General features: G+C 36.3%; 23 protein-coding genes. 9 read left to right on the top strand and 14 right to left on the bottom strand.

The window, feature by feature from the left end; genetic code table 11:
* Positions 1–391 precede the first annotated feature (391 nt).
* Positions 392–976, top strand: coding sequence for a CotY/CotZ family spore coat protein (locus KQI49_RS12410; protein WP_216489415.1), 585 nt, complete (start codon positions 392–394; stop codon positions 974–976).
* Between the two features lie 128 nt (positions 977–1104).
* Here the strand turns inward: KQI49_RS12410 and KQI49_RS12415 are convergent, their stop codons facing one another.
* Genes KQI49_RS12415 through KQI49_RS12425 form a run of 3 tightly spaced genes read right to left on the bottom strand, consistent with a single transcriptional unit; the run spans position 1105 to position 3990 of the window.
* Complete coding sequence (locus tag KQI49_RS12415; protein WP_216489416.1) at positions 1105–1800, bottom strand: N-acetyltransferase; 696 nt, start codon at positions 1798–1800, stop codon at positions 1105–1107.
* A 31-nt stretch (positions 1801–1831) separates the two neighbouring features.
* A complete protein-coding gene (locus tag KQI49_RS12420; protein WP_216489417.1) occupies positions 1832–2887 on the bottom strand; it encodes a Gfo/Idh/MocA family protein in 1056 nt (351 codons plus the stop codon).
* Entirely contained in the window at positions 2887–3990 is a 1104-nt protein-coding gene (locus KQI49_RS12425; protein ID WP_216489418.1) for a DegT/DnrJ/EryC1/StrS family aminotransferase, read from the bottom strand. Before KQI49_RS12425 ends, KQI49_RS12420 begins: the two co-directional genes overlap by 1 nt.
* Positions 3991–4254: 264 nt before the next feature.
* On the opposite strand from KQI49_RS12425, the gene KQI49_RS12430 reads away from it, so the two are divergent.
* The 4 genes from KQI49_RS12430 to KQI49_RS12445 all read left to right on the top strand — a co-directional run bounded on the left by KQI49_RS12430 (position 4255) and on the right by KQI49_RS12445 (position 9621).
* Positions 4255–6036, top strand: coding sequence for a nucleotide sugar dehydrogenase (locus KQI49_RS12430; RefSeq protein WP_253286817.1), 1782 nt, complete (start codon positions 4255–4257; stop codon positions 6034–6036).
* Positions 6037–6461: 425 nt separating this feature from the next.
* A complete protein-coding gene (locus KQI49_RS12435) occupies positions 6462–7451 on the top strand; it encodes a glycosyltransferase (RefSeq protein ID WP_216489419.1) in 990 nt (329 codons plus the stop codon).
* A gap of 163 nt (positions 7452–7614) precedes the next feature.
* Positions 7615–8226, top strand: a complete 612-nt coding sequence (locus KQI49_RS12440; RefSeq protein WP_216489420.1) for an NTTRR-F1 domain — start codon at positions 7615–7617, stop codon at positions 8224–8226.
* 303 nt (positions 8227–8529) lie between these two features.
* Positions 8530–9621, top strand: coding sequence for a glycosyltransferase (locus tag KQI49_RS12445; protein WP_216489421.1), 1092 nt, complete (start codon positions 8530–8532; stop codon positions 9619–9621).
* 27 nt (positions 9622–9648) lie between these two features.
* On the opposite strand, the gene KQI49_RS12450 is transcribed toward KQI49_RS12445, so the two are convergent.
* Positions 9649–9837, bottom strand: coding sequence for a hypothetical protein (locus KQI49_RS12450; protein ID WP_216489422.1), 189 nt, complete (start codon positions 9835–9837; stop codon positions 9649–9651).
* 115 nt (positions 9838–9952) lie between these two features.
* Here KQI49_RS12450 and KQI49_RS12455 point away from each other — a divergent pair, with 115 nt between their 5' ends.
* Positions 9953–10288 (top strand): thioredoxin family protein, encoded by a 336-nt coding sequence (locus KQI49_RS12455; RefSeq protein WP_216489423.1) that lies wholly within the window; start codon positions 9953–9955, stop codon positions 10286–10288.
* Positions 10289–10468: 180 nt separating this feature from the next.
* Here the strand turns inward: KQI49_RS12455 and KQI49_RS12460 are convergent, their stop codons facing one another.
* The 5 genes from KQI49_RS12460 to KQI49_RS12480 all read right to left on the bottom strand — a co-directional run bounded on the left by KQI49_RS12460 (position 10469) and on the right by KQI49_RS12480 (position 14101).
* Entirely contained in the window at positions 10469–10789 is a 321-nt protein-coding gene (locus KQI49_RS12460) for a YhfM domain-containing protein (protein ID WP_216489424.1), read from the bottom strand.
* A gap of 127 nt (positions 10790–10916) precedes the next feature.
* Positions 10917–12179: a hypothetical protein gene (locus tag KQI49_RS12465; protein WP_216489425.1), complete on the bottom strand. Its 1263-nt coding sequence runs from the start codon at positions 12177–12179 to the stop codon at positions 10917–10919.
* A 14-nt stretch (positions 12180–12193) separates the two neighbouring features.
* Complete coding sequence (locus tag KQI49_RS12470) at positions 12194–13027, bottom strand: hypothetical protein (protein ID WP_216489426.1); 834 nt, start codon at positions 13025–13027, stop codon at positions 12194–12196.
* Positions 13024–13713 carry an ABC transporter ATP-binding protein gene (locus KQI49_RS12475; protein ID WP_216489427.1) on the bottom strand — a complete coding sequence of 230 codons (690 nt, stop codon included), beginning with the start codon at positions 13711–13713 and terminating at the stop codon, positions 13024–13026. The genes KQI49_RS12470 and KQI49_RS12475 overlap by 4 nt, the downstream gene beginning before the upstream one ends.
* Positions 13714–13726: 13 nt before the next feature.
* Positions 13727–14101, bottom strand: coding sequence for a GntR family transcriptional regulator (locus KQI49_RS12480; RefSeq protein ID WP_216489428.1), 375 nt, complete (start codon positions 14099–14101; stop codon positions 13727–13729).
* 444 nt (positions 14102–14545) lie between these two features.
* On the opposite strand from KQI49_RS12480, the gene KQI49_RS12485 reads away from it, so the two are divergent.
* Positions 14546–15307: an exodeoxyribonuclease III gene (locus KQI49_RS12485; protein ID WP_216489429.1), complete on the top strand. Its 762-nt coding sequence runs from the start codon at positions 14546–14548 to the stop codon at positions 15305–15307.
* 283 nt (positions 15308–15590) lie between these two features.
* Here the strand turns inward: KQI49_RS12485 and KQI49_RS12490 are convergent, their stop codons facing one another.
* From KQI49_RS12490 to KQI49_RS12500, 3 genes are all read right to left on the bottom strand, one after another.
* Entirely contained in the window at positions 15591–16361 is a 771-nt protein-coding gene (locus tag KQI49_RS12490; protein ID WP_216489430.1) for an acetoin reductase, read from the bottom strand.
* Between the two features lie 222 nt (positions 16362–16583).
* Positions 16584–18494 carry a heavy metal translocating P-type ATPase gene (locus tag KQI49_RS12495; RefSeq protein WP_253286818.1) on the bottom strand — a complete coding sequence of 637 codons (1911 nt, stop codon included), beginning with the start codon at positions 18492–18494 and terminating at the stop codon, positions 16584–16586.
* A 96-nt stretch (positions 18495–18590) separates the two neighbouring features.
* Positions 18591–18905: an ArsR/SmtB family transcription factor gene (locus tag KQI49_RS12500; RefSeq protein WP_216489460.1), complete on the bottom strand. Its 315-nt coding sequence runs from the start codon at positions 18903–18905 to the stop codon at positions 18591–18593.
* Positions 18906–19213: 308 nt separating this feature from the next.
* Between KQI49_RS12500 and KQI49_RS12505 the strand changes: the two genes are divergently transcribed.
* Positions 19214–19999, top strand: a complete 786-nt coding sequence (locus KQI49_RS12505) for a glucose 1-dehydrogenase (protein WP_216489432.1) — start codon at positions 19214–19216, stop codon at positions 19997–19999.
* A 59-nt stretch (positions 20000–20058) separates the two neighbouring features.
* On the opposite strand, the gene KQI49_RS12510 is transcribed toward KQI49_RS12505, so the two are convergent.
* Positions 20059–21750 carry a methyl-accepting chemotaxis protein gene (locus KQI49_RS12510; protein WP_253286819.1) on the bottom strand — a complete coding sequence of 564 codons (1692 nt, stop codon included), beginning with the start codon at positions 21748–21750 and terminating at the stop codon, positions 20059–20061.
* A gap of 206 nt (positions 21751–21956) precedes the next feature.
* On the opposite strand from KQI49_RS12510, the gene KQI49_RS12515 reads away from it, so the two are divergent.
* Positions 21957–22553 carry a TetR/AcrR family transcriptional regulator gene (locus KQI49_RS12515; RefSeq protein ID WP_216489433.1) on the top strand — a complete coding sequence of 199 codons (597 nt, stop codon included), beginning with the start codon at positions 21957–21959 and terminating at the stop codon, positions 22551–22553.
* Between the two features lie 192 nt (positions 22554–22745).
* Here KQI49_RS12515 and KQI49_RS12520 read toward each other — a convergent pair whose 3' ends face one another.
* Positions 22746–23492, bottom strand: coding sequence for an SDR family NAD(P)-dependent oxidoreductase (locus tag KQI49_RS12520; protein WP_216489434.1), 747 nt, complete (start codon positions 23490–23492; stop codon positions 22746–22748).
* Positions 23493–23569: the final 77 nt, after the last annotated feature.

Consider the following 23569-nt stretch of genomic DNA (forward strand, 5'->3'; position numbering starts at 1 on the left):
GTTTAATTTTGAATAGATAGATGTACACGCACAAACGCATATTTTCTATTATCTGCCTGTCTTCGCTTGTAAAAGTAGAAATTAGGATAATATAAATTATTGAAAGAAAAAAGAGAGAAAACCACTTATTAGGCGGCTTTCTCTACCTGAGAATCAGTCATGGGTCAAATCCTACAAAGCCCTACAAACCTTGAATTTGGATTTACATTTAATTTATGCCATCAAGTTTATCCCGCAACAGTAAAGCACCCACAAAATGGATAATGAGCGCTAATGTCTACTATATATGAACCATTTATACTAAAATTAGACTATTATACAACCACAACTATCTACTATACATATATTAGTATAGATGACTAAATCAATAGTTTATGTTAGGAGAGATTGTATGTATAGAAGAAGAGAACCCGTCGTTGAGAAGAAGCCGACTCCCCCACCGAAAACGGCTCCAGATAATTGTGTGAAAGCAGAAGTGGCTCGTATAATCAAAGCCCAAAACAAAGTAGAAGATGATTGTTATGTAAGTTGCGAAAGTTCAATTAACCAACTCCGTTCACGTCACAATCATTCAGATCTATCTCCAGCAAACACAACTATCCCGTTTATTCTTTATTGCAACCATACGTGTCAACCTTTCGTTGGAAGCGGCATATTTAAGGCTCCTGAATCTGATGGATGCAAGCCATTTTTCGGATGTGTTGAATCACCTATCTTTCGCGCTAAGAAGTTTACAAAAGAAAAAGGTAATTGTGTCATCCTTGAAATTCTGCTTCCCGTGACTGAAGACTGTGATATCCCCAGCTTATCAATGGATTCAGAAAGTGATGTCTGCCCGTTCTTTCCAAAAGACAATCCAGTAACCGATTTTCTGGCGACAGGGATTTGTTTAACAGTCGAATTAGATAGTTTTAATGGGATTACTTGTTTAGATGCACTTACGCCTATCCCGGCGAGTGAGTTTCCTCCGTTATAAAAATTCTCATCTCATCTGTTACGCTATCCTTAAAGAAAGATCCTCTAATTTTAAGAAATATGTAAGGGTGCTCACCGGCACCCTTTTTTTAGTTTGATTTTAAAGTAAAAGAATTTACTCTAGATATTTTAATCATTTATTTTTTTGGCCGGGTTCCCTACAGCTGTCAAACCACCAGCAATGTCCTTCGTCACGACGGCGCCTGCCCCTACGATTGCCCCTTCCCCGATAACTACTTCCGGAAGAAGCGAAGCATTGTTGCCTATCTTAGCTCCCTTTTTAAGAGTTGGACCTTTTAATTTTACCTTGCCCGTTCCCATATATTTATCATTCGATGAAGAAAAGCAAGGTCCGATAAAGACTTCATCTTCAATAATCATATCAGCTGTAACATAAGCAGACGTTTGAATGGTTACATTTTTTCCAATACGCGTGTTGTTTTCTACCATAGCATTTCTTCCCACTATACTATTCACACCAATGGACACGTTCTCTCTTACACTGGCTAAGTCTCCAATTAGTACACCCTCATAAATAACAGTTCCTCTATAAATAATCGTGTGAGAGCCAATATTAACATGTCTATCTATGATGAGGGGCGATAGCTTTAGATTAGGCTGCCTCGCCATGCCTTTACTCTTGGCTGGTAACTTTCCCACTAACGTAAAATCATCAATGCTTACCCCATCGCCAATGACCGTCCCCTCTTTAATAATGACATGATTACCAATACTCACGTCATTACCAATGACAACACCTTTTTCAATCACAACATAGTCACCGAGATGAATGTCTTTCCCAAACTTAACGGTTTGATCAATCATTTTAGTCACCCCATTTCCTTTTTAGAAATTATTAGTCACGCATGGATTTTGTTGTAAAGTCAGTAAGTGGCAATTGAATAGGTTGTTGATGTTTAGTTGCTTGATATAGTCCAAAAATTGCTTCTAAAGCCCGCTTCCCTTCTTGTGGAGTCATTAGATAGGGGGTATTGCTTTTTAATGCTTTTAAAAAGTCTTGATACATTAGATAATGTTCATCTGCATTGCTTACTTGAAAAAGCTCTTCCTTTAATTCCGGGGCATTCTCAAAATAAGCATGTTCTATTTTGTTCAGCCCTTTTCCACCAATACAAATTGATCCTTCTTTAGCAAAGATGGATAAAAAGTAACCAAGATTTTTTGGCTTCGTAATTGTATTGGCTTCGATAAGACCTTTGGCATCATTTTCAAATGAAAGTATACCTGCTGCTACGTCTTCAGTTTCTTTGTTTTTAATCTTTGTGGCAATTTCACCATAAACAGATTGAACATCACCCATTAGCCATATTAATAAATCGATTAAATGAATTCCTTGATTGACAAGCATGCCACCATCTTTATCCCATGTCCCTTTCCAAGCTGTTTCATTAAAATATGCTGATGTACGGTTAAGCCTAAGAGAGGCCATTCCGAAATAAAGATCGCCCAGATATCCCTTCTGAATCAATTCTTTCACCTTCTGCAAGAGAGGGCGATAGCGTAATTGATGGCATACAAACACTTTTTTACTAAAGGTTTTAGATAGTTGCTCAATATCCTCAATATCAGCTAATGATAAAGCGAGAGGTTTTTCAACAATGACATGCTTGCCATATTTTAAGGCATGTTTTGCAATTTCCGCATGAAGGCCTGAAATGACTGATACAATCACTACATCGATTTCCTTATTTTTTAACAAGTCTTGATAATTCTTAAAAAAAGAAACCGATAATTGTCGCTTTCCTTCTATCTGATATAAATCAACTGCTTCCCTCATATTTTTATGACTAAGATCGCTGACAGCTACAAGGGTCACTTCATCAAAACGGGTGAGTGTTTTTAGGTGTTTTTTTGCTATAAATCCGCAACCAATTAAACCGACCCGAATCATTATTCACTCACCTGCCTTTTAATCCTTTCTATAATATAATCTTGTTCTTCAAGTAATAGGCCAGGATATAATGGCAGGGCAAACAGTTTTTCAGAAAGCGACTCTGCGATAGGAAAGTCTCCTAGTTTGTACCCTAAATGCTCATAAGCCTTTTGAAGATGAAGACAGCGTGGATAATATACCCCAGTACTAATATTTTGCTTTGTAAGAGCATTCCTGAACTCATCTCTTTGATCTGATTCAACACAATATAGATGATATACATGGGTTGAGTCTAAGTCGCGATACGGTCGCCTTATAAAGGGGATTTCCCTTAAAGCATCATCGTACCGGGATGCCAAGTGTCGTCTATGGTCATTCCACTGATCAATATAGTTAAGACAAGTCGCAATCACAGCAGCATGAATTTCATCAAGACGACTATTATAACCAATTTCATTGTGATGATATTTTTTATAACTACCATGTGCCCGTAAGGATCGAATTCTTTTCGCTAGTTTGGGGTCTGATGTTGTAATCATTCCGCCGTCACCAATAGTCGGCAAATTCTTCGTTGGGAAAAAGGAAAAGCACGCTGCATCCCCTAGGGCTCCTGCTTGATTTCCTTTATACGTCGCTCCAAAAGCCTGACAAGCATCTTCAATAACATAAAGATGATGCTTTTTTGCGATTTGATTTATTTCACCCATTGCTGCGGGTTGCCCAAATAAATGCACAGGTAAGATGGCTTTAGTAACATCGGTTATTTTATCTTCTATTTTACTTGGGTCTATATTAAATGTTCGTTGATCCACATCAGCAAATACAGGTGTGGCGCCCACTCTTGTAATAGCTTCCGCTGTAGCAAAGAAAGTGAATGGGGTAGTGATGACTTCATCTCCCTTTCCAATTCCATAGGCATTAAGTGTTAAAATAAGCGCATCTGTGCCATTGCCTACACCAATTGCTTCCGCTGTTCCAAGTCGCTTGGCAATAGTACGTTCCAAGTCACTCACTCGAGACCCTAATATATACTGACCACTCTTTAATACGTCTTTCAATTCCTTTAGTAATTCATCTTGAATTGTGTCTAATTGACTTTTTGGATCACTAATTGGAATCATCAATCATCATCCTTTTTTAAAAGTCTTCTCATAGCAAACTATTCAAGAACTGAAAACAACTTAACGGCACTTCCATTAAATTGACACGAAATCTATTACAAAAGGCAAAAAGGTAATTCAGGTTTTTATTAATAGAGTGAATTTCATAAATGAATATCTGTCTAAATACCCATCATATGATAGCCTTTTTTAGCTTAAAGCACTGACTTACTCTTTTATCCTTGCATATACCATTAGTAAGTTATATAGAAAGGAAAATGATATATGATAGATGAAGATTTAACTATTTCATTCATAAGTCAGGACAGTTCCCTTGAAACTAAGTTTTCACACTTTTTATCAACAAAGGCCTATCAAATAAATGGTAGTGAGAAAGCCAAACCGGACAAAAACAGTCTAATAATCATCTTCTTAAACGATCAACAAACATCGGTAGATTCCAGATCGTATCTAAACCGAGTTCATGAGCAGTTCATAAAAAAGAGTAATTCCTCCTACCCAACTTTCATCATTAATATGCAATCAAACTCTATTAGCGATATGTTGAAGCGAGATACGTTTAATAGGATTAAACAAGATGGTACGTCTCTTGTCGAGATTCAAGTCGATAAAAAGTTCTTTCATCCATTTTCCTCCCCTTCCCAAGATAAACAGTTAAATAATAAACTAGAATTACTTTGGGACAAAATTCAACATTATCTTACTTCACCATTAAAATTTGGGTATTTAATCGATAAGAGGTTTAAATATATTAAGTCCACTGCAAAAATAGGAGTTGTCGGTCTCGGCTATGTGGGATTGCCTGTAGCGATGGGCTTTGCACAAAAGTTTGACGTCATTGGTTTTGACGTTAATAAAGAAAAGATCAATGATTTAAAAAATAATGTCGATCAGCAAGGACAATTTTCAGAATCAGACCTTGAAAAAAGCTCTATTGATTTTGTCACTGATCAAAAACGGTTAAAAGAATGTAATTATATTGTTGTGACGGTTCCAACTCCAATTACTAAAACAAAGATGCCTGATTTAACTTATCTTAAAAAAGCTGCTGCAACAATCGGCAAAAATCTCACACCTCAAACAACGGTTATATTTGAGTCAACCGTTTATCCAGGGACGACGGAAGAAGTCTGTGTTCCTATTTTGGAAACACAGTCACAACTCGCTTCAGGAATTGACTTTTTTGTCGGCTATTCCCCTGAAAGAATTAATCCTGGTGATAAAGAGCGCATGTTTATTAATAATCCTAAAATCATCGCTGGTCAAAATAATATTGCCTTAGAAAAAATTCACAATATCTATAGTCAAGTGATTGACGCTAAACTTCATAAAGCGCCATCAATTAAGGTTGCAGAGGCTTCAAAAATAGTAGAAAACACACAGCGGGATGTCAATATTGCACTCATGAACGAACTCTCGCTTATTTTTGAGGCAATGGATATTGATACGTATGAAGTTTTAGAAGCAGCAAAAACAAAATGGAACTTCATCCCTATGTCACCGGGATTAGTTGGTGGACATTGTATCGGGGTGGATCCTTACTATTTAATTTACCAGTCGAAGAAAAAAGGATATGATCCAAACTTTCTAGCTACGGCAAGAGCAATCAATGAATATATACCAGAACACGTCGTCCAGTCGTTGTTAAAATTGGTGATGACTCATAAACTAAACATCAATCAGCTGCAAGTAAGTGTACTCGGCATTACATTTAAAGAAAACATCCCCGATTTGCGTAACTCAAAAGCATTGACAATAGTGCAAAAACTAAGGCAACTCGGCATATCCACACAAGTATGCGACCCGCACGTTCAACTTGATGAGTTATCCTCACATGAAGACCTCCTATTATTCAAGAGACTCCATGAATTGGATAAAGTAGATATCATCATTCTGGCAGTCCCTCATGAAGCCTACAATCTTGATAAAGTTAGCCAACTTAAAAACCTATTAAAAGACCACGGTCAACAAAAAGTTATCATGGATTTAAAGGGAGCACTTGAAAAGGACACAAACGATGAAAATATTACTTTATGGAGGCTTTAGAAGAGGGTGGGACAAAGCGAACGATTATCTTAGCGAAGGAAAAACATGGAGACTCCTTAAAAAAGAAAAACACTTTTTCTGCGTGCGATGTGTTGCTGTCGAAGTATTACTTGTCCAGCAGGAGATAAAGCCTAGGTGAGACCCCGCAGAGCGTAAATATGAGGGCCGACTAAAACCGTCCTTTGCGGACAACGTCGGCATACCCCTTGCCGGGGCAAGGAGGCTCAGCAGCAAAGAAGAATGAACTGCAATTCTTCGTCCCTGCGGAAAGCGGAATATTTTTCCGTAGCGATGTTATAATATCATGTAAAGTAACCGAACGATAATTAACAATATCAACCAAGTTGTTCCAGTTTTATATTATAAACTAATAGCTAAACCTTTTTCTTAGAAAGTTTATTTTAAAAGAAAGGAGGTTGAAAAAAATGGAAAGAAGATTGAAAGTCCTCGTATTAATAAAACCATTTTGGGTTTATCCGACACACAAACCAAAGGGAGATATGATTAGGGCATTAGAAACTTACGCTGATGTTTATTATTGGGATAAAAATGGTCATATAAAGGATATTCTCAAGAAACTTAATTTTAAGCCTGACTTTATATTTCATTACGATATCGCTTGGAATTATGGATTAGCTCCGAAAATAGAAGGACTTGATCAAGTTGATATTTTAACAGGATGTTATGTCATTGATTTACACTGGAATCCTAAGCGACGAATCCATTATTTTGATCATAATAAGATTGATCTCATTTTTTCTGCCACAAAGCATCCATTTTTACAAGTGTTTCCGGAATATAAAAAGAAACTTCGATGGTTGCCTTGGTCAATTAATCCTAGAGTTATGACTGATTGGGGACTCAAGAAAAGTATCGATTCACTGCTGATGGGGTTAACCCATGTCGCGAAAGAGAGTCGTGGAAGATTTTCATTACCAAGGAAAATTCCTCCCAAAGGGCGCTACGCATTTAGAGATGCAGTCTTTGAAGAAATGAAAAGTGACCCTGGCTTCGTCTTTCACCCTCATCCCGGTCACTATGTTTCAAAATCTAAACAATTAATTGCCAATGAAGATTATGCCAAAGTACTAAACCAGGCCAAAATATTCTTTACTTGTGGTGGCCGTGGCCGTACTGGTGGTGTTGCAGTGCTTAAGTTTTTTGAGGCTCCCGCGTGTAAAACTTTATTAATCGCCGAACCAAATATGGATATAGAAGACTTAGGTTTTGTAGATGGTCAAAGTTATGTAGCTTGTAACCCAAATAACATTAAAGAGAAAGTAGACTACTATTTGAATAACCATAAAGAAAGAGAAAAAATAACTCAAAATGGTTTTAATTTAGTTCACAAATTCCACACCAATGACTATCGAGCCAAACAACTAATAATGGAAATTAAATCTAGTTTAGTGTAGCAGTTCATAGAACGTGAAAATACTAAGCTACTTCTTTAATTATAAATGTGTGTAAGTATTGGATAGTCTGCCTTTACGAGATTTGAAGATTTCCATAGAATATAGTGAGTTCAATAAATGATAGATTGTATTGAACTTATTATAGTAAAAGGAGGATAAATTCTTGGCCATAAATAACTTATTAACCAATGGTGGTTTTGAAACGGGGACATTTGAAGGTTGGACTCAAACAAATGCAGGACTAACAGCATACAATCCACACTCTGGAAGATATGCAGCATACTTGGCGTCCGGAGCAACTCCATCTTCACTGGTTCAAACAGCTCCCATTACCTCAGGACAAAGCTTACAATTAATTATCTCTTTAGGAAAATACGGTTTCTTCACAAGTCCAGATTTACTCATTCGAGTGACATTTTTAGATGACAATAATGCAGCAGTTGGAGATGGTCTAGCTGTTCAAATCCCAAGTTCTAGCTTGCCAAATGTTATGTCAAATTCGTGGAAAGAAGTTTATCAAACAACTGTTACCGCTCCAGCAACCGCAACGCAAGCTAGAGTGGAAATCAGTAAACAAGTAAGTAGCCTTTTCAGTGGCAGCGTGTTGGTTGATGATGTCGCTTTATTATCGGCTAGCGGTGGTGGCACTGGCATTCCAGGACCTACTGGACCTACTGGACCCACAGGGCCTACCGGGCCTACCGGGCCGACTGGACCTACCGGACCCACTGCTCCAACTGGGCCTACCGGAACGATAGGGACTTTTAACTTCTAGTTGTAAAGCCCACCACAAAAACTCCATGAATAGCAAGAAATCTAACTATCTCGTTTAAACTTCTTTTGTTATAGTTAAAACTTCTCTCCTTCTTTCACACCTCAATAAATATCTCCTAACGTTACTATTGAGGTGATATTTCGTATCGGCCTCCTAGAAGATACTCACGCCCAGAGTATCTTCTTTTTTTCCTATTAAATAACTTTAGTAACAAAAATAGGTCTTCATACAAGCATTAAAATAAGAGATTAATAACATATTATAAAAGTGTGATTTCATCCACGACTATTTAGGAGTGAAACAATGGTCACTATTAGCTTATGTATGATCGTCAAAAATGAGGAGGAAGTTCTTGAGCGATGTCTCAGATCCGTTAAAGATTTGGTAGATGAAATAAATATAGTAGACACTGGCTCAACTGATAATACAGTTGACATTGCTAAGAAATTGACAGACCGAGTTTATCATTTTAAATGGACTGGAAAATTTAAAGATGCAAGAAACGAATCTTTTAAAAAGGCAACAAAAGATTACATTTTATATTTAGATGCAGATGATGTTTTATTAAAGGAAGACAGAAAAAAATTTAAGAAACTAAAAAAAACTTTGGATCCCTCCATTGATTCTGTTTCCATGTATTATAATGCCGGCCTAGATGAATACGGGAATATAACTTTGAGGTATCGACGAAATCGCCTCGTGAAAAGATCGCGCAATTTTAAATGGAAAGGAGATTGCCATAACTATCTCGAAGTGTCCGGCAATATTGTTAACTCAAATATTGCCGTTACACATAAAAAAACGAGTCATTCCGTCGGCAGAAATCTTAATATTTATCAAAGTAAACTAGAGAATAAGGAAGAATTCACACCACGGGATTATTTTTATTACGGAAATGAATTACGTGAAAATGGTCATTACGAAGAAGCTATTAAACAATACACAAAACATGTTAGCTTAAATGAAGGATGGATTGAAGATAAAGTATACTCATGTATTTACCGGGCTGATTGTTATCGGTTTCTAGGTAAATCAGAAGAGGAATTAGAATCACTATATAGCTCTCTTCTTTTTTCAAAGACGCCACGCCCCGAAACGTGTAGTCGGCTTGGTTATCACTTTCAACAAAAAAGAGAGTTCGAATCAGCGGTGTTCTGGTATAAATTAGCAACGACTATTAAAGAAGACCCAAATAAATGGAGCTTCACCTATCCGGCTTACTCCACCTGGTATCCGCATCTTCAGCTTTGTGTTTGCTATTATAATTTACAGGATTTTGAAAATGCCTATAAGCATAATGAACTTGCACGAGAACATCGTCCAGGAGATGAGCAGATTTTATTTAACAAGGAGCTACTAGAAAAAAGACAACATTTAGTGTCAGGAAACAAATAACCACTCGCATATAAGTACGAGTGGCTCCTACTCCCATTTCTTTTCACTCTGAGACGTATTCTGTGTTTTATCTTTCTTACGTTCCTGTTTCATATTCACTTTCAGATCCTCTAGAGGTATATCGTCAGTGAAACGCTCTTCTTCTTGGTTTTTTATCGGTTCTTTTCTTTCTTGGCGAAAGTTTTCTTCACGATTTTGTTGGTTGTTATTGGTCATTTATCTCACCTCGTTTATATAATACTGTTTCCCTGTTTCTTAAGACGAATAAACATGGAAAGTGTATAGAGCCATTTAAAGTGGTAAACTTATTGTAAGAATGGAGGATACCGAGATGAGAGAATTTAAACAACTAACGACAATTGATGAAGTCGACTCATTTATAGATCAGCACCAACTCTCCTTTATCTATATTTCACGTCCTGACTGTAGTGTTTGCCACGGGTTACTTCCACAAGTTCAATCATTAATGAATAAGTATCCGGAGATTCAACTCGGCCATGTAAATGCTGATGAAGTTAAAGCCGTCGCCGGCCGATTCTCTATCTTTACCGTACCAGTGCTACTTTTATTCGTGGAAGGCAAAGAGTATATTCGCGAAGCACGGATTGTCCATATGGATCAGTTTGATGAAAAGGTTAATAAAATATATGAAAATGTCGTTAGGTGAAATCACATTTTTGAAAATTAAGCCTTGTTATTTTCACGACAAATCTTTTAACACTTTCAGCCAAGAAGTCTCCATCTTCAAGCTTAGCTAAGTGGAGAGTAGTTCACTGCACTTCACTTATTTAACGATAAGTACAAATGGTTTTATACAAAATAAAAGACTTCAAAATGATGAAGTCCTTTATTTTATCCATTCCCTTAACGTATCCGTATTTTCTGGGGACACAAAATACGCTGTGCCTTCATGCCCTATATAACTAAAAGAACTTTTTTCTCCCTTTTCTCCTAATATTAGATGTAAAAGATGTTCACCATCATTATATTGAATTAGAATATCAAAGTCTGGTTCATTTCTATTGGCTATCTTTTTTCCTTCTGCTTGAGTAAGCATTGACTGAAACTTTGCTATCTTGTCCTTTTCAGTTAGGGTAGCAAAGAATTGTTCATTCATACCACCACAACCATTTGATTTCGCAATAGAAACCTTTTCTATATCTCCCAATAGGTGCATCTCCTCAAGGTTTGATTGACAGCCTATCAACAGAGTAGTCCAACACACCAACAAAATACTTAAAGTTAGCTTTTTCAAATCATGATTCCCCCATTCTGATAACGGTCAAGACTTCCATTCAATATTCATTTAATCCTACTGTAAAAGTGATGTCATGAATGGCAAGTTCCCCTTTAACAGCTTTCATCTTATCATCTGCACTAATCTCCCCATCGTAAATTTTTTCGGCAGATTTTGGATCATAGATAATTATCGAAGCATCTGATTCATTAGTGATATATCGACCTGCAATTATTAAATAACCGTGTTCAATGCCATAATAAGTACTTTCTTCTGTATCTCTTTCTGGTGTTGAGAAAGTTTGCTCAGATGCAATAGTCTGCTCTGAGATATCATAACTAGACATGTCTAATTCATTATTTTTCAACTTACTGAAATAGAGATTATTTCCTTCCAAATGAAGACTATCGTCATAATCTTCAGGCTGAATCTCTTCTGGTATATCAAGTTTTGATTGTTTTTTAGACTCTAAGTTATAAGCAATGAACTCACTATCTTTCATAAAAATCCTTTCTTCACCATTCGGTAATGATTCAGCTTCTTGAACAGATTTCATAAAAACAATATAATTTTGATCATTTTCTCCCGTTTCAGCTGAAATGACATCAAGACTTTGCCACTCACTTTGTGACTCTGTTATATTCTCTTCATTCTCCAAAATCAGTTCATCGTTAATCAACTCTTGATTTTCAACGTCAATCGCAAATAGATGGTATTCTTCACTATCTATTCCTTTTTCATGGTCAAAAGAGGATAAGCTCGCGACGACTTGTAATTCATTTTCCTTAAGTTGAACAAACAAAATGTCACCATAATCAAAGTTACTATTTTTTGTTAACTTTAGTTCAAACGTCGTACGGTCTTTTGTCTCTTTATCCAATACATCTACCTGAAAAGACGGATTGATTGATTCATAACCTCTGAAATTTATATCAGAATCAATTTCGACATAAGCAAGTGTCGTATCATCTTGATAAAACGATTTAAGATCATAACCTTTACCTCTCATAAAGTTTCGGTAATCTTTTATAAGTTGCTCAGCTCCAGGGTTTGCATATAACATTTCTTTTTGAGAGAGATAAGACCGATCACTAAAGTAATCTGATCCTTCTTCTGAAATTGTTAAAAACTTACTTATATTATCATTATCACTGTAATCTCCTGACACGACTAAATGATGCCCGAGTTCTTTCTGATCATCTTGAGTTTTGATAACAAATTCTGGTTGGTTGCCTGAAGCTGGGATTGATGGGATAAAAAAACCTGCCCACACAACAATAGTAAATAAACTTAAACTTATTAATTTATAGTACCGCTTCATTGTTTTTCCTCCTTTCACACCGTTACTTTATATTTAAGTAATAAACGTCCAAGCCATATTGATAAACTTGAAATAATGACTACCATCGCTATTGCTATGAAAAACTTCTCTGATTGATAAAAGTAACCAGGTGAGATCAAGCTCTCTAAAACTCCAGGAAGGACATAGAGACCAATTGTAAAAGCACCATATAAAATACCAAGAAGAATCCCTTTCCATTTAAAACTTCTCTCAAGTAATATTGCTGTAAAAACAATAAATACAGACATGAAGCCAATCCCAAAGTTCCGTATGAACTGGAGAATTGATTGGGGAATTAAGACAGACATAACATGTAACTGTTCAATAATTTGATCAAGTGATAAATCATTTCTGAAATCAAGTGGAACCATCCACTCTAATACTCTACTTTCAATCGGAATTAATATAAGTTGTAAAGCGACCAGCCCAAGAACCATTAAAAATATTGTTGTAGCCTTTGATAAATAAACATTTAATCTTGCTGTCGGTAACGTTAATAAACGATAGATAAATGTATTTTTAGCAAACCAATCACGATACCAAATGAAAAATACATAAATCAATAAAACGACGATACTTAACGCAATAGGACCAACAAACCACAATGACATCCCAAAATCATAAAATGAGAATTGCCCGAATTGTTCGATGAAGCTTGATTGAGACATTCCATCTTCATATATAGCTTGGTTCACATCTTTTAAATACCTTCTTGAAACAAGAACTGCTCCCACCAGTTGGGATACAATGGTCACCCCAATCAATACCATATAAAGTTTAATAAAACGATTTAATTCAAAGTTTACGAGCTTTAGATAGTTACTCATTTTATATACACCTCTCTCATCACATCGATGACAGATTTCCCTTCCTGCTCACGAATCTCTTCAGCATTAAATTGCTTAATCACTTGACCGTCACCAAGCAAAATCGCCTTATCAATTAAATGCTCGATATCATTAATTTCATGCGTTGTAATAATAACGCCCCGGTCTTCAATCAAGTGACTTGTAAAAACATCTGCTATTTGCTCGCGACTGAAAATGTCAATACCTGAAAAAGGCTCATCCATCAATATGTAATCCACGTCAAGTGCTAAGCCAAGCAGTAGATTAACTTTTGCAGTGTTACCTTTGGATAACGTCGATATTTTGTCCTCTTTATTTAATTTAAAAAAAGAAATCATCTCATTCGCTCGTTGTTGATTCCAGCTTTTATAAAAATCCGCCATAAATTGCATGGCTTCTTTAATTCGCATTTGCGGAAGCATAGTGATAGCATCTGGAATAAAAGTAATTTTTTCATAACTTTTTTTATTTATTAATTGACCATCCATTAGGACTTGCCCACTATTCAAAGGAGTCAAATTCATAATCGCATTAAGAATCGTTGTTTTTCCTGCACCATTGACACCAATAAGGCATGTAATTTCTCCTTTATTCGCTGTAAATGATACACCTTGCAAAACTTTTTTTCTGCCAAACTTTTTCTGCATGTTAGTAACTTCAATCATTACTTCATCACCCCTATTCATTACTTTCTTCTTCATAATTTTCTTTAACGAGTTTAACGGCCTCATCTATAGGAACATTGATTGATCGAACGGAAGAGATGAAAGATTCAACCGCTTCTAAAATCAATTCCTCACGTACTGCTTTTAAGATTTGTTCTTCTTTCGTAATACGGCTTGGTAAATTTCGTTCGGTATAAATCAATCCTTGGCCCTCCATCTCCTTGTATGCCCGTTGCACTGTGTTTGGGTTAATTTTTAACTTATTTGCCAATTCTCTACGGGAAGGTATTTCTTCACCTGGTTCCAACAACCTTTTGGCAATCTGCTCTTTAAAATACCTAATAACCTGAACATAAACGGGATCCCGTGTGTTTAAATTCATCTTCATTAAACCAACTCCTATGGTTTCTTGCTGTTGATTTCCAACTGTACTAGTCAATTAATACACTACAATTAAAAAAATGCTGTATTAACTATGTAATACACCCTATGCATGTATTATACAGTTAATACACTTCATGTCAATATTTATTTTGAGAATCCGGAAAATAGTGTGGAAAGTTTAATATCTTTATATGAAATTTCAAAAAGTAAACTTGTATTAGCGAATGGAATATGCGAGACTCCAGTGGGAGCATAAGTTTTCGGTGGGACGAGCATTTAGCGCAGTCCCAGAGGCCAGACGCGCCCCCGAAATGCGTAGCATTCGGAGGCTCATTAACCGCCCACGGAAAGCGAGTATATTCCATGAGCGGCGTTTATTTATTATACGCTGCCTTTTAAATGTATGATAAAATAAATAGATGATTAAAAATGAACAGGGGATATTGAGATGAAACTCGTTTCTTGGAATGTCAATGGATTAAGAGCATGTGTACGAAAAGGCTTTTTGGATTATTTTCATGAGGTAGATGCAGATATTTTTTGTGTTCAGGAAATAAAATTACAAGCTGGTCAGATTGATCTTGATTTGGAAGGGTATTACCAATATTGGAATTATGCAGAGCAAAAAGGGTATTCTGGCACCGCTGTTTTCACAAAGAAAAAACCTTTTTCAGTGAGCTATGGACTTGGTGAAGAGTCAAGTCAATCTGAGGGGCGAATTCTCACATTAGAATACGAAAATTTTTACCTAGTTAATGTTTATACACCTAATTCTCAGCGTGATCTTGCACGTCTAGATGTCCGTCTTGATTGGGAGGATGAATTATACGCCTATTTAACAGAACTAGATGATAAAAAGCCAGTTATATATTGCGGTGATTTAAATGTTGCCCATCAAGAAATCGACCTTCGAAATTCTAAATCCAATAAGGGGAATTCTGGTTTTACCGAAGAAGAACGGGAGCGAATGACACGACTCCTCCAAGCTGGCTTTATTGATACACTACGCTATTTTGAACCAGATACAGAAGGTTTATATACATGGTGGTCGTATATGAAGACAGTGCGAGAACGTAATATCGGGTGGCGGATTGATTACTTTATTGTTTCTGAACGGCTAATTGAAAAAGTACAAAGCTCCACAACAAGCCCTGATATAATGGGAAGTGACCATTGTCCGATTATTTTAGAAATCGATTATAAAAAATAACCACCTACTTTGACGAGTAAGGTGATTATTTTTACACCTTGAAAACCTGTCCCTTTTAATAGCAATTGCACTCAGACTGGACAAGCTTATTATCCATTGTAATGTTGTAGCAAAAAGACTTTGCAAATGACAGGAAGTTGTACACCTCCTTTGATTGTGCCTACTTAATTAAAGTTAAAAGTTAATAAGAGGCTTGGTAGTCAGCTCCTTAAGTATAAAACGAGAAAGAAACCAATAGAGGTTTCTTTCCCGTAATAAAAATTCCTATTTCTCGTTAATCCTATTAATGGACCTCAATCCCCCCATCAATATTAATGGCCTGTCCTGTCATATAATCAGCGTCGGAGGAAGCTAAGTAAGATACAAGGTTTGCCACATCTTCAGGTGTTTGTGAACGCTGTAGCGGAATATTATCTACCTGCTGCTGCCATGCTTCACCCTTTTTCATGCCTTTATATTCTACCATGCCTTCATCGATACGATCCCACATACCGGTTCCGACAATACCAGGGCAATATGCATTTACCTTGATGTTAAATTGAGCCAATTCTTTTGCGGAAACTTGAGTTAATCCATGAACAGCAAATTTCGTAGCCGAATACGCTCCAAGTAATTCAAATGCAGTTTTTCCAGCAATACTGCATGCATTAATAATTTTACCGCCTTTGTCCTGTTTCTTCATTTGCTTAGCTGCCGCCTGGGTTCCATATACGGTACCAAAAACGTTGACATTAAAGATTTTCTCCAGATTCTCTGGGGTAATATCTTCTACTGCTTCCACCTGATCTATGCCTGCATTGTTTATGAACACATCCACTGACCCAAATTTATCTACAGCCTCTTTTACAACTGTAAATTGATCATCTTGTTTGGACACATTACCTTTGACTGCTAAGGCATCAATGTTTGCTTCTTTAAATTCTTTGACTGTTTCCTCTGCAAGATCAATATTCATATCGCTGATAACAATTTTAAATCCATCGTTTCCCAGGCGTTCTGCTATTCCTTTTCCAATTCCTTGCGCTCCTCCAGTAATGACTGCCACTTTTCCCATATTATCACCTTTTCTTATTCGTCTTTTATGTTATTAAGTACATTATTAAAGTTCCCTTGGAACGATAAAATATAACATGTAAGAATATTTGCTATACTGTTAACGGAGCGCAATTATCGCATAACGTTATTGGTATATAAATGACCTATAGAGTAGTCTTTTTAATGAGCTATTCTATAGGCCTTATTTTTTACTGTGCCACAATATTTATTATCAAAGGGGTCAGTCTTTTACACCTTTTAATAGCCTTAAACCATTAAAAATTACTGCCAATGTACTTCCTTCATGAAAGATTACCGCAAGTGTCATATTCATTTGACCAATCATATTTGAAATGACTAACAGAACTACAACAGCTAAAGCAAAAATTATATTTTGCCATACAACTTTGCGAAGTTTTTTTGCAAGTTTGTGCGTATAGGCAAATCTTGATAAATCGTTCTTCATTAACACTGCATCTGCAACATCAATTGCAATATCCGTTCCTTCCCCCATGGCAACACCAATATCTGCTGTAACAAGTGCGGGTGCATCGTTCACACCGTCTCCAAGCATTGCCGTTACTGGATAAGTTTCCTTTAAATCAGAAATAATCCCAGCCTTTTCATCAGGCATGACATTTCCACGCACCTCATCGATTTCCAGTTGACGACCTATTGCCTCTCCTGTACGCTTTGCGTCTCCGGTAATCATGACAGTATGAATGTTCTCTTCTTTAAAGTATTGGATAGCTTCTTTTGAAGTATCTTTAGGAACATCTTGTATGGCTATCAGTGCAAGTACTTCCTCTTCTGAACCGAAATATACAACTGTCTTTCCTTCATGTTCAAAAATTTCAGTTTGTCTTTTAATATCTTCCGGGATGACGTTATAGGAATTTGGCTTCCCAATTTTATATGTTGATTGACCGGATGTTGCAATTAATCCTACACCGATTATATTTTCAACTTCAATTTCTATAGGCGAAATGTCGTCATAATGGTTGATAATAGCTTGAGCAAGCGGATGATTTGCTTTGCTTTCCATCGAGACAATGATTGTTTCATATTCTTTTTGTTGTTCTTTCGTTACTTCCTCTCCGAAATACGTCTCTGTAACCACAGGTTTTCCTACTGTTAATGTTCCTGTTTTATCAAAGGCTACTGCTGTTAAATCGGAAAGATTAGATAAATAAGATCCCCCCTTAAACAATACGCCGCGTTTTGCTAGGTTACTAATTGCTGAAAGGGTTGCGGGAATATCTGTTACTGCCAAAGCACAAGGTGATGTAGCGATTAGAAAGACCATTGTTCGGTAAAAGCTATCGTAACCCGACCACTGGAAGATATATAAACCTACTAAAAAGAAAATCGGTGTCAACAAAAGAACTATAGTAACATAGATAGGTTCTACTTTTTTGATAAAAACAGCCGTTCTTGAAATATTACTTTGTGTTTGACTCACCATGTCAATTATTTTGGAAATAACTGTATCTGAACTATCTTTTGTCACTTCCATTACTAGAGTTCCTGCACCATTCATTGTACTTCCATATAACGTATCCCCTTTTTTCTTCTCTACCGGGATACTTTCACCTGTAATCGACGACTGATCAACCGAGCTATTTCCTGAAATGACAGTTCCATCTGTCGGGATTTGATCCCCATTTAAAATAGAAAGCTTATCGCCAATTTTCAATTCAGAAACATCGACAATTTCAGTTTCTCCAGTTTTCTTCATTCTTCTTGCTGTAGTAGGGTTGAGTTGAATGAGGTTGGTAATTTCCTTATTACTTTTATCTTCTGCATAATGTTCTAAAAAGTGAGCCCCACCAAATATAAGGATTAATAAGGCGGCCTCCATATATTCACCAATGATGACAGCTCCAATTGCTGCCAAAGTCATTAAAATATGAATGTTTGGCATGAATTTCTTTCTTTTTATCGTTTGATGAATCGTATCTGAAAAGCCTTCAATAATAATATGGTATCCAGATAAAACTAATGACGTTATATATAAGGTTGTTTTTAAAGGTCCAGTACCTACAAATAATGCAATTAAAAATGCAGCGAGACCAGCGAAAAATAATATAACTTCGGCTTTACCGCCGTGACTGTGATCATGGTCATGATTGTCATGTTTTGATTCACTCATCATGCTTCAACTCCTTTGATTATGTAAACATATAAATCGTCATACGCTTGCATCTAATACATGAACATATACTCATATATGGGGTAAAAATTATTACTAACTATGCTGAGCGTGCTGTATCATTTGTTCTAAAATATTAATGACGTGTTCATCGTCATGAGAATAAAACATCGTTGTTCCAGCACGACGGTTTTTTACTAGTCGTAAATTCTTTAAAAACCGTAACTGATGTGACACAGTTGATTGTCTTAAATCCAATGAATCAGCTATTTCATTAACAGAACATTCTTTTTGAAATAATAAGTGAAGTATTCTAATTCTCGTTGGATCACCAAGAGCCTTGAATGTTTGTGAAACAACAAATAACGTTTCTTTATCTAAGTCTTCTTCAGTTTGTATCAGATTATCCATATCTTTCTCAACCACTGTACATCTCCCCCCCCTTATATGAACATATTATCATATATACACACACTACGCAAGTAAAAGATATACAATATAAATATAGAACCTTATAAACAAAAATACATTTCACTTATAGCTAGTACTTATCCACCTTTAATGATTGTTGGAGTAACTGATTTGTTGCATATTTTTTAATTTCGTTCAATTTGTGAAATGTTGATCAATTTAGTGAATTTGCCTTTTAAGTGTGATATTATTAAATTGAATTCAAAGGTCTTAAACTTTATAAATCGATGACTAGGAGATGATTAAAAGTGGACAAGCGATTTGAAAATCAAGTTGTTCTTATTACAGGTGCTGGTTCTGGCTTAGGAGAAGCAACGGCTTTGCAAATAGCTAAAGAAGGTGCCAAACTTTCCTTAGTTGACTTGAATGAAGAAGGACTGGAAAAGACAAAAATAAAAGTTTTAGAAGTAGCTCCAGAAACCGATATTTTATTAGTTAAAGCAAATGTTGCTCATGAAGAAGAAGTAAAAAATTATGTTGATCAAACAGTAGATAAGTTTGGAAGAATCGATGGTTTCTTCAACAATGCAGGGATCGAAGGAAAACAAAATCTTACCGAAGACTTTGGCTCAAAAGAATTTGAAAAAGTTATTGGCATTAATTTAAATGGTGTATTTTACGGAATGCAATATGTGCTAAAAGTAATGAGAGAGCAAGGTTCGGGGTCAATTGTCAATGCAGCATCTGTAGGTGGTATCCGCGGTGTGGGTAACCAATCAGGATATTCTGCAAGTAAACATGGTGTGATTGGACTAACTAGAAATTCTGCAATTGAGTATGGAGAATATGGTATCAACATTAATGCTATTGCACCAGGTGCCATTATGACTGCTATGGTAGAAGGTTCACTTAGACAAATGGATGGAGACAACTGGGAAGAGGTTGGAAAGGAATTCGTTAAACCAAATCCAATGAAACGCTTTGGACGCCCTGAAGAAGTTGGCCATTTAGTTGCATTCTTACTTTCTAATGAAGCTACTTTTATTAACGCAGCAGTTATTACCATTGATGGTGGACAATCTTATAAATATTAAAAGAAGCCCCCCTGCTCACGCCAACCAGGAACAGGGGGGCTTGAAGTATCTAATTTCTTTTAGAGTTTAAATCGATTTACTAATCCAGCTAAGTCATTTGCTGATTCTGTCAACTGTTCTGAACTTTGTGCGATAGTATCCATTGAACTACTTGTTTGCTGAGAAGCTGCATTCGTTTGCTCAATTCCAGCGGCTGATTCTTCAGTGATTGCAGCCACTTCCTGAATAGAACTATTCATTTGTTGACTTTTTGCTTCCATTTTCAATACGCTATCAGTCGTCCTATTAATCGTATTAACCATTTCTGTGATGAACAAACGAATACCATCAAATGTTTCCTGGGTTGTTTTTAATTGCTTCGTTCCTTGTTCCACTTCAACATAACTCTTTTCAAGAGACGTAGATACAGTATGAGAGTTTTCATGGATACCTGTAACGATGTTCGTAATTTCATTGACAGAGTCGGAAACCTGTTCAGCTAACTGGCGTACTTCATCAGCTACGACGGAAAAGCCCTTCCCATGTTCTCCTGCGCGAGCAGCTTCAATCGCAGCATTTAGTGCCAAAAGGTTTGTCTGTTCAGCAATATCCTTAATCACCTTCCCTAAACTAGAGATTTCATTTGACTGTTTATCCAAAACTTTTACCTTTTCCACCGCATCTTTAACAATATAATCAATTCTCTTCATTTGATTTGCCGAAGATTTCATTAAGCCACTGCCCTCATTAGCCATCGTGAGTATTTCATTCGATGCTTTACCTATAATCCCACTTTCCTCGTTTACTTGGGTTACATACTTTGAAAATTCCTCCATATTGGTCGCTAATTCACTGGCAGTGTTAGCTTGTGTTCCGGCACCTTCCGATAATTCCTGCATCGTTGTAGCAACTTGCTCCGAACCCACTTTTACCTCATTGGCGGATTGGGATAACTCCTCACTTTGATCGTTGACCGTGCCTAATACTTGACTAATCTTCTGTAGTAAATCATGCATATGCAAATTCATTGCATTTGCTGCTAAAATTAGCTGACCAGTTTCATCTTTTAAATCCGTTTCCAAAGGTTTGTTATTAAGCTCGCCTTTTGTAATCTGTTTCATGCGGTTCATCACGACAACAATTGGATCTGTAATCATCCGTACGGTTTTCAACTCTACGAAAACACTTAGTGCGAATATCAATATTGTACCAACGACTGTTATTATTAACATCGTTTTTCCACTGGACAACACAGTTTTTCCTTCTCCGACGATAATACTCTCGCTACTCGCTTGAAGTGATTCGATGTTTGTTATAATGTTAGTTTCTAGCGGCTCAGCTTCTTCAGCAAACAATGTCGTCGCTGCCTCTATATTCCCTTTTTCAAACATAACTTTCACTGTATTTAATGTGTCTTCCAAGAGCAGTTTATCTTCCATCAACGCTTCTAGATTTTCATTATTTATTGATGTGATAGACTCATTTAGTTCTCGAGCCTCCTCCTTACTTGCTTCATATTCTGTGCTATATTCTTTATCATCATAAAGTAAATAATTCCTCATGGCGGTCGTTTGTTTCACCGTATTAGTCGCCATTTTTTCTTGAGTAACATATAGCGAAAAGTCTTCGTTGATTATTCCCTCTACATTACTATTCGTTTGATAGACTGAAACAAAGTAATAAATTGATAAAAGGACACTAGATAAAATAACGATTGAAAAACTTACATAAAGCTTATTTTCTAGCTTTTTGAAATTCATTAATCTCTTCAAATTATCCACCTCTTTATGAATAAGGTCTTTCCCTTCTTTACTATTATCGGTTAGTTTAGGAACTTTTGAATATGTCTTCAGTGAAATGGAATATTACCTCTTTTCACAAAATAGTTGCATTTAAAATAGTGAATTACTGGATGTCTTATAGAAAAGCGTTGTATCCTATAACTAACTTCATCATATTTGTTAAAGGTTGTGTATCATTGAACAGGACATACAAGGATGCTCGAGTTAAAAGAACCTTACAGTCACTGAGTAATGCTCTCATTTGCTTAATGAAAGAACATGTCATTCAAAACATTACAATTAAACATCTTTGTGAAGAAGCAAATGTTACGAGGCAGACATTTTACTCACATTTCCATGACCTTGATAATTTTGTTGATTACATTTCCCAAGTAATCTTGAAGGATTTTCGTAGCAAAGTGCATACCGCCGTTGCTAAAAAACCAAAGGACTTATTGAGTTTAAAAAATCATCAAAGCTTTATCAGTATTTTTGAACACATCATGGACAATCAAGCATTCTATGAATCATTTTTAGTAAAGAACCCCACTTCCCCATTTGCTGAGGGATTAAAACGTGAAATAAAAGATTTTATTAGAGATGGATTAAACATGGTTGCATCCGATGATACTAGCCTCATTCTACCTAGGGAGGTCGTCATCCAATACACCACTGCTGGAATTTTTGAGGTTATTATTTGGTGGATTCGGAATAACTATCCTTACTCTATAGAGGAAATGGCACAAATGTTACTTCAACAATCTATTAAGGGGCCATATAGTAACGAATTTTAAATTCATAACTACTACCATGTTTACTTGTGGTGCGATGTGAAAGGTTATCGAATAAATGTAACCTTTAATGATATGGTCAAGATTGTCACGCAAGTTAAGAGAATCATCAACAACTTTTTTATTCAGATAGGAAAGCATGACACTTTCCTATCTGAATGATATATCTAAAGTCATCTTTAATGATTTTTTATTTTATAACGCAGTCCAGCCACCATCTATTACAAGTTCTGCACCTGTCATAAATCGTGATTCATCTGAAGCTAAAAATAAAACTCCATATGCTACATCCTCTGGTTTTCCAAAGTACGGGAGTTGTGTAAATGTCTGAAAATAAGCTTGAGCTTGCTCCATTGCTGGGGCTGTCATTGGTGTTTCTACAATTCCTGGATGAACAGAGTTAACACGTACTAAATCCTTTGCATATTCAACTGCTGCTGCTTTAGATAAAGAACGAAGGGCGCCTTTCGCCCCAGTGTAAGGACTTGTCCCAGCCATTCCAACAATTCCACCAATAGATGAGATGTTAATAACTGATCCTCCACCTAACTTTTTCATTTCAGGAATAACTTGTTTCATACCGATAACAGGAGCGTTTAGGAGAACATCTTGTACTTTGTTCCATTCATCCATTTCCATATTTGCAATCGTTTTTTCTGTTGAAACACCAGCATTATTAACTAAAACATCGACTTTTCCAAAAGATTGGATGGTTTTCTCGACAACACTTTTCCATGCTTCTTCTGAGGTTACATCATGTTCTAATGCGAGTGCCTCCCCACCTTCTTTTTTAATTTCTTCAACGATTTGGTTAAGCCTTTCAATTTGAATATCAGTTGCAACCACCTTTGCGCCCTCATTAGCAAATAGTTTTGCTTCAGAAGCTCCCATACCATTTGCGGCACCTGTAATAATAGCTACTTTTCCTTTTAAACGACCCATCTTTCTCTCTCCCTTTTCATACATTTAATCTTTCATATAAATTATATAGAAGTAAATTTAAATTGACAAATAATTAA

This window comes from Virgibacillus sp. MSJ-26, from assembly GCF_018918075.1.
GTDB lineage: Bacteria > Bacillota > Bacilli > Bacillales > Amphibacillaceae > MSJ-26.

What these genes read in the sequence shown, in the direction of transcription:
- KQI49_RS12410 (WP_216489415.1), top strand. Translation starts at nt 392, where the DNA reads ATGTATAGAAGAAGAGAACCCGTCGTTGAGAAGAAGCCGACTCCCCCA.
- KQI49_RS12415 (WP_216489416.1), bottom strand. Translation starts at nt 1,800, where the DNA reads ATGATTGATCAAACCGTTAAGTTTGGGAAAGACATTCATCTCGGTGAC.
- KQI49_RS12420 (WP_216489417.1), bottom strand. Translation starts at nt 2,887, where the DNA reads ATGATTCGGGTCGGTTTAATTGGTTGCGGATTTATAGCAAAAAAACAC.
- KQI49_RS12425 (WP_216489418.1), bottom strand. Translation starts at nt 3,990, where the DNA reads ATGATTCCAATTAGTGATCCAAAAAGTCAATTAGACACAATTCAAGAT.
- KQI49_RS12430 (WP_253286817.1), top strand. Translation starts at nt 4,255, where the DNA reads ATGATAGATGAAGATTTAACTATTTCATTCATAAGTCAGGACAGTTCC.
- KQI49_RS12435 (WP_216489419.1), top strand. Translation starts at nt 6,462, where the DNA reads ATGGAAAGAAGATTGAAAGTCCTCGTATTAATAAAACCATTTTGGGTT.
- KQI49_RS12445 (WP_216489421.1), top strand. Translation starts at nt 8,530, where the DNA reads ATGGTCACTATTAGCTTATGTATGATCGTCAAAAATGAGGAGGAAGTT.
- KQI49_RS12450 (WP_216489422.1), bottom strand. Translation starts at nt 9,837, where the DNA reads ATGACCAATAACAACCAACAAAATCGTGAAGAAAACTTTCGCCAAGAA.
- KQI49_RS12455 (WP_216489423.1), top strand. Translation starts at nt 9,953, where the DNA reads ATGAGAGAATTTAAACAACTAACGACAATTGATGAAGTCGACTCATTT.
- KQI49_RS12465 (WP_216489425.1), bottom strand. Translation starts at nt 12,179, where the DNA reads ATGAAGCGGTACTATAAATTAATAAGTTTAAGTTTATTTACTATTGTT.
- KQI49_RS12470 (WP_216489426.1), bottom strand. Translation starts at nt 13,027, where the DNA reads ATGAGTAACTATCTAAAGCTCGTAAACTTTGAATTAAATCGTTTTATT.
- KQI49_RS12475 (WP_216489427.1), bottom strand. Translation starts at nt 13,713, where the DNA reads ATGATTGAAGTTACTAACATGCAGAAAAAGTTTGGCAGAAAAAAAGTT.
- KQI49_RS12480 (WP_216489428.1), bottom strand. Translation starts at nt 14,101, where the DNA reads ATGAAGATGAATTTAAACACACGGGATCCCGTTTATGTTCAGGTTATT.
- KQI49_RS12485 (WP_216489429.1), top strand. Translation starts at nt 14,546, where the DNA reads ATGAAACTCGTTTCTTGGAATGTCAATGGATTAAGAGCATGTGTACGA.
- KQI49_RS12490 (WP_216489430.1), bottom strand. Translation starts at nt 16,361, where the DNA reads ATGGGAAAAGTGGCAGTCATTACTGGAGGAGCGCAAGGAATTGGAAAA.
- KQI49_RS12495 (WP_253286818.1), bottom strand. Translation starts at nt 18,494, where the DNA reads ATGAGTGAATCAAAACATGACAATCATGACCATGATCACAGTCACGGC.
- KQI49_RS12500 (WP_216489460.1), bottom strand. Translation starts at nt 18,905, where the DNA reads ATGGATAATCTGATACAAACTGAAGAAGACTTAGATAAAGAAACGTTA.
- KQI49_RS12520 (WP_216489434.1), bottom strand. Translation starts at nt 23,492, where the DNA reads ATGGGTCGTTTAAAAGGAAAAGTAGCTATTATTACAGGTGCCGCAAAT.